Here is a 13323-nt window from a genome sequence, read left to right on the forward strand (position 1 = left end):
GAAGTGGTGGCGGATGGGTCCCGGGAGGTGATCGTCGTGCTCACCGCGCCACGAGTTCGTTGGCCGTCTTGTTGTCATCGGCAGATCCGGGCACTCGTGCCCGAGAGGTCGCATGATCGTTTGCGCGCAGCGTGATCGGGCCCGCGAGCGACCGTCGCCGTGACGGAGTCGTCCAGGTCCGCGATTGGTGCCGGTCCTTACGGGCATTGCGGCACGGGGTGCCGGACAACCTGGCGCCGAAGCCGCGAACTCTGGCGCCCGAACTCGCGAACGAAGCCACCTTAGATTCAGGTGATCAATGCAACGGTGCTGGTAGATGGGTGGCTTGTGGCACAGATGGGTCGACCTGGCATGTCGGACGCGATGAAAGAGGACTTGTGGCGGCGGTGGCGCTGCGGTGACTCCATCAGCGTGATCGGCCGAGCTCTGGGCAAGCCGCCGGGGTCGGTCTTCACCGTGCTGAAGCACCACGGCGGCATCGCGCCGGCCGAGAGGGTGAGACGAGCGGATCGCCTGACGACGGAGGACCGGGAGTCGATCTCCCGCGGCCTCGAAGCGGAAATGTCGCTGCGGTCGATCGCGGTGGCGATCGACCGCCCGGCGTCGACGGTGAGCCGGGAGGTGGCGCGCAACGGCGGCCGAGAAAAGTATCGTGCGTTCGCCGCCGAGCAACGCGCCCAGGAACAGATGCGTCGCCGAAACCCTCTGCTCTGCAGGCGAATCCGCTGCTTCGGCAGGTGGTGATCGAGTTACTGGAGAATGAGTGGTCGCCCGAACAGATCGTGGGACACCTACGGCTGACTCAGGGCGGCAACCCGCTGATGGCGATCAGCCACGAGAGCATTTACCGCGCGATCTACACCACCCGCTGGAAGGTCATCCCGCGCGAACTCTGCAACAGGCTGCGGACCGGTCGTCCCATCCGCAAGAACAAGCGCCACACGGTCAAAGGCCAGTGGCGTTCACAGATCATCGGCGCGCGACCGATCGATGACCGGCCGTCCGGCGCCACTGAACGGACGGAACTCGGCCACCTCGCAGGCGACCTGATCATCGGATCCAAGAACAGCCAGGTAGCGACCCTGGTCGACCGCAAGTCCCGCTACCTGACCATGGTCGCGCTGCCCAGTCGCCACACCGCCGCGGTCATCCCCGCCCTCCAGCACGCCTTCGCGCGGATGGACCGTCGTCTACTCGCCACCTTGACCTGGGACCGCGGTATGGAACTGGCCGGGCACCGGCACCTGACCGAAGGCAGCGGCATCGATGTCTACTTCGCCGCGCCACGCAGCCCTTGGCAGAGGGGCACGAACGAGAACACCAACAAACTCATCCGCCAATACCTACCGAAAGGTACCGACCTCAGCCTCCACAGCCAGGCCGACCTTGACGTCCTCGCCGCACGACTGAACGACCGGCCACGCAAGTGCCTCGGCTACCGCACGCCTGCCCAGTGTGTTGCCTTGACTCTTTGAATCTAAGACCTCTTGTTTCGCGGACACCTTCCAGACGTGACGGCTCACTCTGCGTCGTCACATTGCTGCCCAGGGTCGGTGATGGCCTCCTGCCGCCGTCACCCACGACCGCTCAAAACCCACGGGCCACTCACATCGTTCCCCGGCATCAAGCGCACTCACACCAGGCCCCCGCACCAGGCCCCCGCACCAGGCCGGCCGGTGTCAGGCTGGCCCGTGTCAGGCTGGAGTTGTCACTTGCCGTCGGCGACGATGACCTCGGTGCCGGCTCGGCGGATGGCTTCGATGCCGGTGGGGTCGGCGGAGTCGTCGGTGACGAGGGTGGCGACGTCGGTGATGGAGCAGATGCGGGCGAGGCAGATTTTGCCGACCTTGGAGCCGTCGGCGACGACGATGACCTTGTTGGAGCGGCGGATCATCTGGGCGTTGGTGTTGGCCTCGATCTCGTCGTGGGTGGTCAGGCCGCCGCGGGCGCTGATGCCGTCGACGCCGACGACGGCGACCTCGATGTTGAGGCCGGCGAGGGCGTGGTCGGCGATCGGGCCGACCAGCTCGTAGGACTGGGTGCGGGAGACGCCGCCGGTCATGATGAGCTTGAGGCGGGGGCGCAGGGCTAGCTCGCCGCCGATGTTGAGGGCGTTGGTGACCACCGTGAGGTCGACCCGCTCGGAGAGGATCCGGGCCAGCATGTGCGTGGTGGTGCCACCGGTCAGCCCGAGCGTGAGCAGGCCCTTGGGGAGGATGTCCGCGACCCGCTTCGCCACGAGCATCTTCGCCTCGCGGTGCTGGCCGCTGCGGTACTGCACCGGCAGCTCGTAGGCGAACTCGGCGGCCTTGGCGCCGCCGTGGTTGCGGACGACCAGACGGCGTTCCTCGAGGTCGCGCAGGTCGCGGCGGATCGTGGCGGGGGAGACCTCGAACTCGTCGGCGAGGTCGCGGGCGTCCACGGAGTCGGTGCTGGCGAAGCGCTCCAGGATGGCTGACATCCGGTCAGCTTTGCGTATCGAGGTTCGGGCCATGGGAGTCCTTCGCAAGGTCGTGGCGTTTGACCAAACGCGCAGTCAGGCTAGTTCGTTTCTGAGCGAATAGCCAAGATTCCTTGCGCGTCTGTGGATAACTACTGACACTCACGCCATGACAGTGATCGCCTTCCTCGGCGCCGGCAGCGTGGTCTTCACCCGCGAACTGCTCGCCGACATCCTCTCCTTCGACGAACTGCGCGGGGTGACCCTCGCGCTGCACGACATCGACGCGGAACGGCTGGAGACCGCCGAGGCGATCGCCCGCCGGACCGCCTCCCAGCTGGGCGCCGAGCCGGTCATCACCACCAGCCTCGACCGCCGGGCCGTGCTCGACGGCGCCGACTTCGTCATCAACGCCATCCAGGTCGGCATGCACGAGGCGACCGTGCGCGACTTCGAGATCCCGGCTAAGTACGGGCTGCGGCAGACCATCGCGGACACGCTGGGCATCGGCGGGATCTTCCGGGCGCTGCGGACGTTCCCTGTGCTGCACGGGATCGCCGACGACATGCGCGAGTTGTGCCCGGACGCCTGGTTGCTGAACTACACGAACCCGATGGCGATGAACATCGGTTACCTCGCGGCGGTCGCGCCGGACCTCAAGGCGGTCGGGCTCTGCCACTCGGTGTTCTGGACCGTGCACGACCTCTGTGAGCTGCTCGGCGTACCCCTGGATGAAGTGGAATACCGCGCGGCGGGCGTGAACCACCAGGCCTGGCTGCTGCGCTGGGAGCACCGCGGCGAGAGCCTCTACCCGCGGCTGGACGAGCTGCTGGCCAAGGATCCCGAGCTGCGCCGGCGGGTACGCATGGACATGTACTCGCGCATCGGCTACTTCCCGACGGAGACCAGCGAGCACTCCAGTGAGTACGTGCCCTGGTACCTGCACCACGACAGCGAGATCGAGCGCCTGCGCATCCCGGTCGGCGACTACCTGCGCATCAGCGCGGACAACGTGGCCGAGTACCACGCGACGCGCAAGTCGGTCCTGGCCGGCGAGCCGCTCGACATCAGCCGGGAGGCCACGGAGTACGCGCCGCAGGTCATCCACAGCATCACCACGGGAACGCGCAGGATCGTGCACGCCAACGTCGCCAACACGGGCCTGATCACCAACCTTCCGCAGGGGTACGCCGTGGAGGTGCCGTGTGTCGTGGACGCTCTCGGCGTACGCCCCGAATTCGTCGGTGACCTGCCATTGCAGTGCGCGGCACCGAACCGCAGTTTCATCAGCGTCGGCGAACTGACCGTGCGTGCGGCGATCACCGGCGACAAGCGGATGGTCCGCCAGGCCGCCATGGCCGACCCGAACACCGCCGCGACGCTCACCGTCGACCAGATCTGGTCGCTGTGCGACGAACTGACCGCGGCGCACGGCGATCTCATGCCCGAAGCGCTCCGATAAGCGAAAGTGTGCAGGAAGGTGCGCAACATGGAATGCTCGTTTGTTGTTCACATCTTGTGAAGCGAAAACAAACGAGCATAATCCTGCACCATGAACGCCACGTCCGAGGAAATCGCCAGCCAGCCCGCCGTCTGGGAGCAGGCACTCACGCTCACCGGCGAAGCCCGTGAGCAGCTCGCCGCCCCCGGCGAGCGGGTCCTGATCATCGGGTGCGGGACCAGCTGGTTCGTCGCCCAGTGCATCGCCGAGCTGCGGGAGAGCGCGGGTCTCGGCGAGACCGACGCGGTGTGCGCCTCGGAATACCGGCCCCGCCGCCGCTACGACCGCGTCGTGGCGATCAGCCGGTCGGGCACCTCCACCGAGGTGCTCGACGCGCTGCGGCAGGTGCCGCAGGGAACCCACCGGGTAGCGGTCACCGCGGTGCCCGGGATGCCCATCGACGCCCTCGCCGAGGCACGGATCCTGCTCGACTTCGCCGACGAGAGCAGTGTCGTGCAGACCCGCTTCCCGACCACCGTGCTCGCCCTCGCCCGTGCGGCGTTCGGCGAGGACCTGACCCACCTCGCGGACGACGGGCGGGCGGCACTGTCCGCCGCGCTGCCCGCCGATCCGGCCACCATCGAGCACCTCGTGTTTCTCGGCACCGGCTGGACGGTCGGGCTCGCTCACGAGGCGGCGCTCAAGGTGCGCGAGGCCGCGCAGGCGTACTCCGAGTCGTACCCCGCAATGGATTTCCGGCACGGACCGGTAGCTGTGGCGAATGACCACAGCCTGGTCTTCTCCTTCGGCGGTGTCCCCGCCGGTCTCGACGACGTCGGCCGCTCGGCCGGCGCCACCACCTACCGCGACGACCGCGACCCGCTCGCCCAGCTCGTCCTCGCTCAGCGTTTCGCAATCGCCCTGGCCGCCCAGCGTGGCCTCGACCCGGATCACCCCCGTTTGCTGACCCGCTCGGTGGTACTCACCGACGCGGTCTGACAAGAGATCGAGGTTCGGCAGTGATGACAACTTGGACCGGCCGGCGGGCCCGGCTTATGGCCGTGGCGAGCACGGCCCTGCTGCTCGCCGCGTGCAGCGGCGGCACGACCGACGACGGTAAGGACGCCGCGGCGGGCTACGACCCGTCGGCCGCCGTCACCATCACGTGGTGGACCGGGCAGACCATGGAGGCCGAGAAGGTCGCCGAGAGCCTCGCTGCCGAATACCACACCGCGCACCCGAACGTCACGATCAAGACGTCGGCGGGCGCCCCGACGACCGACGACCTGCTCACCAAGCTGTCCGCCGGGTTCGCGGGTGACAGCTACCCCGACATCTCGTACGCGTTCGGCAGCTGGGCCGGCGAGCTCGGTGCCAGCGGCCGCACCCAGGACATCACGTCGTTCGTGAACGACCCGTCCTTCGCCTGGAACGAGATCCCGGAGGCGGCCCGGCTCACCGCCACCTCCGCCGAGGGCAAGGTCATCGGCGTCCCCGCGCTGGTGGACAACCTCGCGATCATCTACAACAAGAAGCTGTTCGACGCCAAGGGCATCGCGTACCCGACGAAGGACTGGACCTGGCAGGACTTCCGCGACGCGGCGAAGAAACTGACGGACCCGGGGACCAACACGTACGGAACCGCGTACTCCGTCTCCGGCAGCGAGGACACCACCTGGCACCTGTGGCCCCTGCTGTGGCAGAACGGCGGCAAGATTCTCGACGGCAAGAAGCCCGCCTTCAACTCCGCCGCCGGTGTGACCGCGCTGGAGACCCTGCGCGCCATGGCCGTCGACGACAAGTCGATGTACCTCGACCAGACCGACGAGAAGTACATGCCGCTGTTCGCGAGCGGTCGCGTGGGAATGGTCATCAACGGACCGTGGTCGCTGCTCGACCCGCTCAAGACCTCGAAGGTCTCGTACGGAGTGTCGGTGCTGCCCGGCACCAACGGTGACCACCAGACGATCTCGGGCCCCGACCTGTGGGTGCTGTTCGACCATGACAACGCCAACCAGGCCGGTGCCTCGCGAGACTTCGTCAAATGGCTGACCAGCTCCGGGACCGACGCCAAGTGGAACCTCGCCGTCGGTAACCTGCCGTTGCGGACCTCGGAGAAGAGCAGCCCCGAGTTCGCGGCGTACGTCAAGGAGTACCCGGGCGGCCAGGAGTTCTTCGACAACCTGGCCAACGCCAAGCAGGCCCGGCCGACCGTGGCGGGCTACGAGGCGATGAGCCGCAACGTCGGTGACGCGATCGCCGAGGTCCTGCAGGGCGCCAAGCAGCCCCAGCAGGCGCTCGACGACGCGGCCAAGAAGTCCGAAGGGGCGCTGGAGGACTGATGGCTGTCACGTTCGCGGCGACCCCGCGTACGCAGCAGGAGAGCGCACCCCGGCCGCCCAGGCGGCGCGGCCGGGCCGCCCGCCGCACCCTGATCGGCTGGGGCTTCGCCGCCCCCGCCACCCTCGTGGTGGTCGGCCTGTCGATCTTCCCGGCGGTGTGGGCGTTCTTCATCTCGCGTACCAAGTGGAACGGCATCGCACCGGCGACCGCTCTCGGCTGGCGCAACTACGAGCGCATCGTGCAGGACCCGGACGCCGCCGCCGCGGCGAAGCACACCCTGGTGCTCACCCTGCTGTTCGTGCCGGGCTCGATCCTGCTGGGCATTCTCATCGCGGTCGCGCTCAACCAGAAGATCCGGCTGCTCGGTTTCTACCGCACGTGCATCTTCGTGCCCTACGTGGCGTCCGCCGCCGCGACGGGCATCCTCGCGAGCTTCGTCTTCAACCCGCAGTTCGGGGCGGCGAACGAGGTGCTGCGCCGGATCGGGCTGCCCACCCAGGGCTTCCTGGAGAATCCGAATCAGGCCCTGGTGGTCATCTGTCTCATCGCGCTGTGGGGCGAGGTCGGCTTCTGCGCGGTCATCTATCTCGCCGCGCTGCAGGACATCCCCGCGGAGTTGGTCGAGGCGGCGACGGTGGACGGCGCGAGCCGGTGGCGGGTGTTCCTGCACATCACGCTGCCGGAGCTGCGCCCGGTGACCGTCTTCACCACGATCTGGCAGACCATCACCGCGATGCAGCTGTTCGACCTCATCTATACCACCACCCGCGGCGGCCCGATGAACAGCACCCAGACGGTCGTCTACTACATCTACGAGCTCGCGTTCCAGACCCAGCGGCTCGGCTACGGCGCGGCGCTCGCGTACCTGTTGTTCGCGGTGACTCTGCTGCTCACGCTGATCGTGATGTGGTACAGCCGCCGTAACGGATCGGAGTCGTTCTGATGAAGTGGCGCCTGCCGTTCAGCCCGTGGCACCTGCTGCTCATGCCGCTGGCGCTCATCTTCGTGCTGCCGCTCGTGCAGATGGTCCTGACCTCGTTCATGAGCGCGCAGGAGATCAACCAGTTCCCGCCGAAGTTCATCCCGACCAGCCTGCACCTCGAGGGCTACCGCGCGTTGCTGAGCGAGTCGCACATCGTGCGCTGGTTCGCCAACACCGTCCTCGTGTCGGCGGTCGCGGTGGTGTCGCACTTGATCCTGTGCTCCCTGGCCGGCTACGCGTTCGCCCGGCTCAAGTTCGCGGGCCGGGGCCTGGCGTTCGTCGTGATCGTCGCCACGGTGATGGTCCCGATGCAACTGCTGATGATCCCGACGTACCTGATGTTCGCCCGCATCGGCATCGTGGACACCCTCGCCGCGGCGTTCGTACCCTGGCTGGCCTCGGCCTTCGGCATCTTCCTCATGCGGCAGTTCTTCCTCGGCCTGCCCGTGGAGCTGGAGGAGGCCGCGCGGCTCGACGGCGCCGGCACCCTGCGCACGTTCGTCAGCGTGGTGCTGCCGCTCGCCCGTCCGGCGCTCGCGACGCTCGCGATCTTCACGTTGCTGTCGAGCTGGAACGATCTGCTGTGGCCGCTGGTGGCGATCTCGGACGACACGAAGTTCACGCTGCAGGTCGGGCTGGCCAGCTTCCAGGGCACCCGGCGCACGGAGTGGTCGCAGCTCATGGCGGGCAACGTGATCGCGACGCTGCCGCTGATCGTGGCCTTCCTCGTCGCCCAGCGCCGCTTCATCGCGACGATGACGTTCACCGGTCTGAAGGGTTGATGCGTGACTCGGCGGGACACATCCGCCGGGTCACGGCGTGTTTTCTAGGCTTCCAGGTCTGCGCGGGTGGCCTGGGCGGCGGTTCCTCCCGCTGCCCGGGTGCTCAAAGAACCCGCCGCGGCGGCCCAGCGGATCGCTTCCGCGACCGGCAGTCCGGCGAGCCGGCCGGCCAGGAAACCCGCGTTGAAGCTGTCACCCGCGCCGGTGGTGTCTGCCACGTCGACCGTACGCCCGGGAGCGGACGATTCGCCGTCAGGTCCCCACGCCCGCGCGCCCGCCGCGCCGTTCTTCATCACCACAGTGGTGCCCCGGGCGACCAGCATCACCGCGGCTTTGTCCACGTCCTGCTCGCCGGTGACCGCGCGCAGCTCGTTCGCGTTCGGCAGGAACACGTCGGTGTGCTCGAGGATGTCCGTGATGGAGTCCCAGCGTTCGGCGGGATCCCAGTTGGTGTCCAGTGAGGTGGTCACACCCGCGGCGCGTGCGCGTGCGAACACTCCCGCGAGGCCTGCGGCCAGACCCGGTTGCAGATAGAGCGACGCGACGTGTACGTGGCGGGTGGCGGCCAGGTGCTCGTCCGTGACGTCCTCCGGTCGCAGCGCGGGGATCGTGCCCGGCAGTGTCAGGATCGAGCGGTCGTCGTCGTCCGGGGTCAGGATGACGCTCAGTCCCGTGGGGATCTCCGGTGCGGTCGTCGCGAGCAGCAGGCCGACGCCGCGCTCCTCGAGCCGCTGCCGGGTGATCGCCCCGAACACGTCGTCACCGAGCGCGGTGAGCAGCGTCGTGTTCAGCCCGAGCCGCGCGCAGCCGGCGGCCGTGATGGCAGCCGAGCCGCCGAGCACGAGGTCCGCGCCGGTGAGCAGCTGCTCCGCCTGACCGAAGCGGGGCCGGACGTCGCCCCGCAGCACCAGGTCCGGATTCGCGTCCCCGACCACCAGAACGTCCATGTCTCTCCCGTCCTTGGTTGTCCATATGAACAACTCAGAATGCTCACTTGCGAGTCAACGCCCGTGAATAGCAGGCCGAGAGCACCATACGCGCACAAACGGCTATTGACACCTGTTCGTTCGATCAGTTGAATCGGCGACACCCTAGGCATACGAGGCTGCTGAAACGATGATCGTCACGGTGACCCTGAACCCCGCACTCGACCTGACCTACACGGTCGACGCGCTGGTCCCGCACGGCACCCACCGGGTGTCCGCGGTGGCCGAGCGCCCCGGCGGCAAGGGGCTCAACGTGGCGGCCGTGCTCGCCCAGCTCGGCGAGCCGGTCGTCGCCACCGGCCTGCTGGGCGGCTCCACCGGCGCGCGCATCAGCGACCTGCTCGCCGGGCACGGGATCGCGGCCGCGTTCGTCCCGATCGCGGGGGAGACCCGGCGCACGGTCGCGGTTGCCGACGGCGACGACGCGACCGGCTTCTGGGAGCCGGGGCCTCTGGTCAGCTCGCACGAATGGACAGCGTTCCTTGAGCGTTTCCGCGCGCTGGTGGGCTCGGGTGACGTGGTCGCGCTGAGTGGTTCGCTGCCGCCCGGGGTTCCGGCCGACGGCTACGCGACGCTGATCGGGCTGGCCGCAGTCGCGGGCGCTCGGACCGTGCTCGACACCAGCGGCGAGGCGCTGCGCCACGGCCTGGCCGCCGGGCCCGACCTGGCGAAACCCAACGCGGCGGAGCTCGCCGAGCTCTTCCCCACCGCCGACGCTTCTACCGCGGCTGGTGCTTCTGCTGCGGCTGTGCTGGCGTTCGGCGCCCGTGCTGTTGTCGTTTCGCGGGGGCCGCTGGGTCTGGTCGCGTCGGACGCCGACGGGGTCTGGGAGGCGGCTCCCCCCGAGCGTCTCGCCGGTAATCCGACCGGCGCGGGCGATGCCTGTGTGGCCGCCCTCGCGCGGGGGCTGCGCGATCGCACACCGTGGCCGGAGCTGCTCGCCGACGCCGTGGCGCTCTCCGCGGCGGCGGTTGCCGCACCGGTCGCAGGCTCGGTCGACCTGGACACGTACCACCGCCTGCTCCGGGCCCTGCCGCCCCGCACCTGACCTGCCACCCCTCACCCGCACCTGAACGGAAGGTCCACCCTTGTTCACACCTACCGGCGAGATCGTCGCGGCTGCCCGGGAAACGGGCAGCGGGGTCGGCGCCTTCAACGTCATCACGATCGAGCACGCCGAAGCCGTGGTCACCGGGGCCGAGAACGCGGGCCGGCCCGTCGTCCTGCAGATCAGCGAGAACGCGGTCCGCTTCCACCACGGCCGGCTCGCCCCGATCGCCGCCGCGGCCCGGGCCATCGCCGAGAGCGCCACGGTCCCGGTCGGGCTGCACCTCGACCACGTGGTCAGCGACGAACTGTTCGACCAGGCCGCCGCGTGCGGCTTCGGTTCGGTCATGTACGACGCGTCGCTGCTGGCGTACGAGCGGAATGTCGCCGCCACGGCAGCAGCTGTGCGTCGCGGGCACGAGCGGGGCCTGTGGGTGGAGAGCGAGCTCGGCGAGATCGGCGGGAAGGACGGCGCGCACGCTCCGGGCGTACGCACCGATCCTGCCGAAGCGGCGGCCTATGTCGCGGCAACCGGCGTGGACGCCCTCGCGGTCGCGGTCGGCTCCTCCCACGCGATGGCCACCCGCACCGCCCGCCTCGACCACGACCTGATCACCCGCCTGCGCGACGCCGTCGGCGTGCCCCTGGTCCTGCACGGCTCATCAGGCGTCCCCGACGACGAACTGCGCGCCGCCGTCGCGGCCGGCATGGTCAAAATCAACATCGGCACAGCCCTCAACAAGGCCTTCACCGCCGCGGTACGCGAAACCCTCGACGCCGACGCGAAGCTCACCGACCCCCGGCGCTACCTGACGTCCGCCCGCGACGCGATGTCCGAAACGGTCACCGCGGCCCTCCGCCTCCTGGCCCAGCCCATTTCGTCACACTGACCCTCGTGCGAGCTCGCCTGGCCTGAGAAATCGGTGGGTGGTCCGCCGGGCGGCTGCCACTATGCGTGCCGTGAATGACGACGGTCTTTGGTATGCGATGCCGGTGCTGCAGGGTGAGCGGATCCGGTTGGAGCCGTTGACGATCGAGCACGCGGAGGGCTATCGGGCGGCCGCGGGGACGGCGGAGGACTCGGCTGAAATTTTCCGGTGGCAGAGTCCGGCGGGTGGGGCGCTGGCGGTGCCGGCCACCGTGGACGATGCGCGCGGGCACATCATGAGCGCGCTCGCTGCCCGGGCGCGGGGTCAGCGGGGTTGCCCTATGCGCAGATCGAGGTCGCGACCGGGCGGTTCGTGGGCACGACGTCGTTCGCCGATCCGGATCCGGTGCTGCGGACGGTGACGATCGGGTACACGTGGCTGGGGCGGGAGTTCTGGGGGAGCGGGTACAACGGCGAGGCGAAACGGCTCATGCTGAGCTTCGCGTTCGAGACGCTGCGTACGGTACGGGTGGTTCTCGTCACTGATGTCCGGAATGTTAGGGCGCAGCGGGCGATCGAGCGGCTCGGGGCTGTGCGGGAAGGAATGCTGCGCAAGCACCGGCGTCGTGCCGATGGTTCCTGGCGGGACACCGTGGTGTATTCGATCGTGGACGACGACTGGGCGGAGATGTGTCGCCGGTCACTTTCGATACGAGACGGTTCCGTATCGGAAAGCCGGCAGCTACCTTGATTCACGATACGAAACAGTTCCGTATCGTATCGCGGTCGAGCTCGGGAGAGCACACTCATGGATCAACCTCAGGCAGTGCAGCCTCATGCGGGGCAACTGCAGACTGGGCACCCCCGGCGCTGGGCCATTCTCGGCGTCCTGGTCATCAGCCTGCTCGTCGTCGTTCTGGACAACACCGTTCTGAACGTCGCCCTGCGCACCATCGCCGACCCTGAGCACGGCCTCGGGGCCGACCAGGGTCAGCTCGAATGGGCCATCAACTCCTACACCCTTGTCTTCGCCGGTCTGCTGTTCACCGCCGGCATCATGGCCGACCGGTTCGGCCGGCGGATCAGCCTGGCTCTCGGGCTCGCCGTCTTCGGGCTGGCGTCGCTGATCTCCGCGTACTCGCAGACACCCGGGCAGCTGATCGGTGCGCGGGCCCTCATGGGGCTCGGGGCCGCGGCGGTCATGCCGGCGACGCTGTCCATCATCGCCAACGTGTTCGAGCCGCACGAGCGGGGCCGCGCCATCGGCGTCTGGGCCGGGGCCGTCGGGCTCGCCGTCGCGATCGGGCCGGTCATCGGCGGGCTGCTGCTCGAGAACTTCTGGTGGGGCTCGGTCTTCCTGATCAACGTGCCGGTCGTGATCGTCGGCATCGTCCTGCTGTTCGTGCTGGTCCCCGAGTCACGTGACCCGAAGCCCGGGCGCATCGACTTCGTGGGCGTGCTGCTGTCGGTCATCGGGCTGTCGCTGCTCACCTATGGCGTCATCACCGGCGGCGAGGACGGCTTCGGTCACCCGCAGGCCTGGGGTACGCTCGCCGGCGCCGCGATCGTGCTGACCTCGTTCGTCCTCTACGAGCGGCGCATCTCGTTCCCCTCGCTGGACGTGAAGCTGTTCAAGAACAGCACGTTCTCCGCGTCCACCGGCATGGTCGGGCTCGTGTTCTTCGCGAGCATGGGCGCCATGTTCTTCAGCGCCTTCTACCTGCAGCTCGTGCGGGGCTACGGCCCGCTGGCGTCCGGCGCGCTCTTCGTCCCGTTCGCCGTGGGACAGCTCGTGTTCGCGCCGCGCAGCGCCGCCATGGTCAAGCGGTTCGGCCCCAAGGCGGTCGGCACGGTCGGGCTGCTGCTCGTCGCCGCCGGGCTGTTCGGCTGGGTGTTCATCGGGGCGAGCACGCCCATCTGGATCGTCGGTGCCCTGTTCTTTCTCATGGGTGTCGGTATGGCCAACGTCATGCCGCCGGCCACCGAGACGATCATGGCTGCTCTCCCTCGGGAGAAGGCCGGCGTCGGCTCCGCGGTCAGCAACACCGTCCGGCAGGTCGGCGGGGCCCTCGGCGTCGCGGTACTCGGAGCGATCCTCTCCTCCTTCTACCGTGACGACATGGAAGCCGCGACACAGGCCCTGCCTGACGCCGCGCGGGAGGCGGCGCAGGAATCCATTTCCGGTGCGTACGGCGTCGCGTCCCAGTCCGGGGCCGCGGGGCAGGCGCTGATCTCCAGCGCGAACGACGCCTTCCTGTCGGCGATGCACTACGCCGCCATCGGGACGACCGTCTTCGCCCTGCTCGGCGCCCTCGTCGCCGCGATCTGGCTGCCGGGCAAGCGCCCCGCGCAGGCACCGGCGGCGACCTCGGCGGAGGGTCTCGCCGAGGAACAGGGAGTGGAACTGGTCGAGGCATGACACCCGTCGTGGCGA

Annotated in this window: 13 protein-coding genes; 11 read left to right on the forward strand and 2 right to left on the reverse strand. The window is 68.8% G+C overall.

The features are described from left to right. Nucleotides 1–351: 351 nt before the first annotated feature. Together Ahu01nite_RS07655 and Ahu01nite_RS07660 are read left to right on the forward strand one after the other, a co-directional pair. Nucleotides 352–744 carry a helix-turn-helix domain-containing protein gene (locus Ahu01nite_RS07655; protein ID WP_203835718.1) on the forward strand — a complete coding sequence of 131 codons (393 nt, stop codon included), beginning with the start codon at nt 352–354 and terminating at the stop codon, nt 742–744. Further along, the gene (locus tag Ahu01nite_RS07660; protein WP_203835719.1) at nt 738–1475 is read left to right on the forward strand and encodes an IS30 family transposase; all 738 of its coding nucleotides are present in this window, start codon (nt 738–740) and stop codon (nt 1473–1475) included. The genes Ahu01nite_RS07655 and Ahu01nite_RS07660 overlap by 7 nt, the downstream gene beginning before the upstream one ends. A gap of 233 nt (nt 1476–1708) precedes the next feature. Here Ahu01nite_RS07660 and Ahu01nite_RS07665 read toward each other — a convergent pair whose 3' ends face one another. Continuing rightward, a complete protein-coding gene (locus Ahu01nite_RS07665; RefSeq protein WP_239158695.1) occupies nt 1709–2461 on the reverse strand; it encodes a DeoR/GlpR family DNA-binding transcription regulator in 753 nt (250 codons plus the stop codon). Nucleotides 2462–2609: 148 nt separating this feature from the next. Between Ahu01nite_RS07665 and Ahu01nite_RS07670 the strand changes: the two genes are divergently transcribed. The 5 genes from Ahu01nite_RS07670 (at nt 2610) to Ahu01nite_RS07690 (ending at nt 7988) form a co-directional block, all read left to right on the forward strand. Beyond that, nucleotides 2610–3902 (forward strand): alpha-glucosidase/alpha-galactosidase, encoded by a 1293-nt coding sequence (locus Ahu01nite_RS07670; protein ID WP_203835721.1) that lies wholly within the window; start codon nt 2610–2612, stop codon nt 3900–3902. 90 nt (nt 3903–3992) lie between these two features. After that, nucleotides 3993–4880 (forward strand): SIS domain-containing protein, encoded by an 888-nt coding sequence (locus tag Ahu01nite_RS07675; protein WP_203835722.1) that lies wholly within the window; start codon nt 3993–3995, stop codon nt 4878–4880. Between the two features lie 23 nt (nt 4881–4903). Beyond that, the gene (locus Ahu01nite_RS07680) at nt 4904–6223 is read left to right on the forward strand and encodes an ABC transporter substrate-binding protein (protein WP_203835723.1); all 1320 of its coding nucleotides are present in this window, start codon (nt 4904–4906) and stop codon (nt 6221–6223) included. Continuing rightward, nucleotides 6223–7167, forward strand: coding sequence for a carbohydrate ABC transporter permease (locus Ahu01nite_RS07685; RefSeq protein WP_203835724.1), 945 nt, complete (start codon nt 6223–6225; stop codon nt 7165–7167). The genes Ahu01nite_RS07680 and Ahu01nite_RS07685 overlap by 1 nt, the downstream gene beginning before the upstream one ends. Beyond that, entirely contained in the window at nt 7167–7988 is an 822-nt protein-coding gene (locus Ahu01nite_RS07690) for a carbohydrate ABC transporter permease (protein WP_203835725.1), read from the forward strand. Before Ahu01nite_RS07685 ends, Ahu01nite_RS07690 begins: the two co-directional genes overlap by 1 nt. Before the next feature lie 44 nt (nt 7989–8032). On the opposite strand, the gene Ahu01nite_RS07695 is transcribed toward Ahu01nite_RS07690, so the two are convergent. Then, nucleotides 8033–8935, reverse strand: a complete 903-nt coding sequence (locus tag Ahu01nite_RS07695; protein ID WP_203835726.1) for a carbohydrate kinase family protein — start codon at nt 8933–8935, stop codon at nt 8033–8035. 169 nt (nt 8936–9104) lie between these two features. Here Ahu01nite_RS07695 and Ahu01nite_RS07700 point away from each other — a divergent pair, with 169 nt between their 5' ends. The 4 genes from Ahu01nite_RS07700 (at nt 9105) to Ahu01nite_RS07715 (ending at nt 13308) form a co-directional block, all read left to right on the forward strand. Next, nucleotides 9105–10022, forward strand: coding sequence for a 1-phosphofructokinase family hexose kinase (locus Ahu01nite_RS07700; protein WP_203835727.1), 918 nt, complete (start codon nt 9105–9107; stop codon nt 10020–10022). Nucleotides 10023–10062: 40 nt separating this feature from the next. Then, nucleotides 10063–10911, forward strand: coding sequence for a class II fructose-bisphosphate aldolase (locus tag Ahu01nite_RS07705; protein WP_203835728.1), 849 nt, complete (start codon nt 10063–10065; stop codon nt 10909–10911). 312 nt (nt 10912–11223) lie between these two features. Beyond that, nucleotides 11224–11640, forward strand: a complete 417-nt coding sequence (locus Ahu01nite_RS07710; protein WP_203835729.1) for a GNAT family N-acetyltransferase — start codon at nt 11224–11226, stop codon at nt 11638–11640. A 75-nt stretch (nt 11641–11715) separates the two neighbouring features. Beyond that, nucleotides 11716–13308 carry an MFS transporter gene (locus tag Ahu01nite_RS07715; protein WP_239158696.1) on the forward strand — a complete coding sequence of 531 codons (1593 nt, stop codon included), beginning with the start codon at nt 11716–11718 and terminating at the stop codon, nt 13306–13308. Nucleotides 13309–13323: the final 15 nt, after the last annotated feature.

Source organism: Winogradskya humida (genome assembly GCF_016862215.1).
In the GTDB taxonomy this organism is placed as follows: domain Bacteria; phylum Actinomycetota; class Actinomycetes; order Mycobacteriales; family Micromonosporaceae; genus Actinoplanes; species Actinoplanes humidus.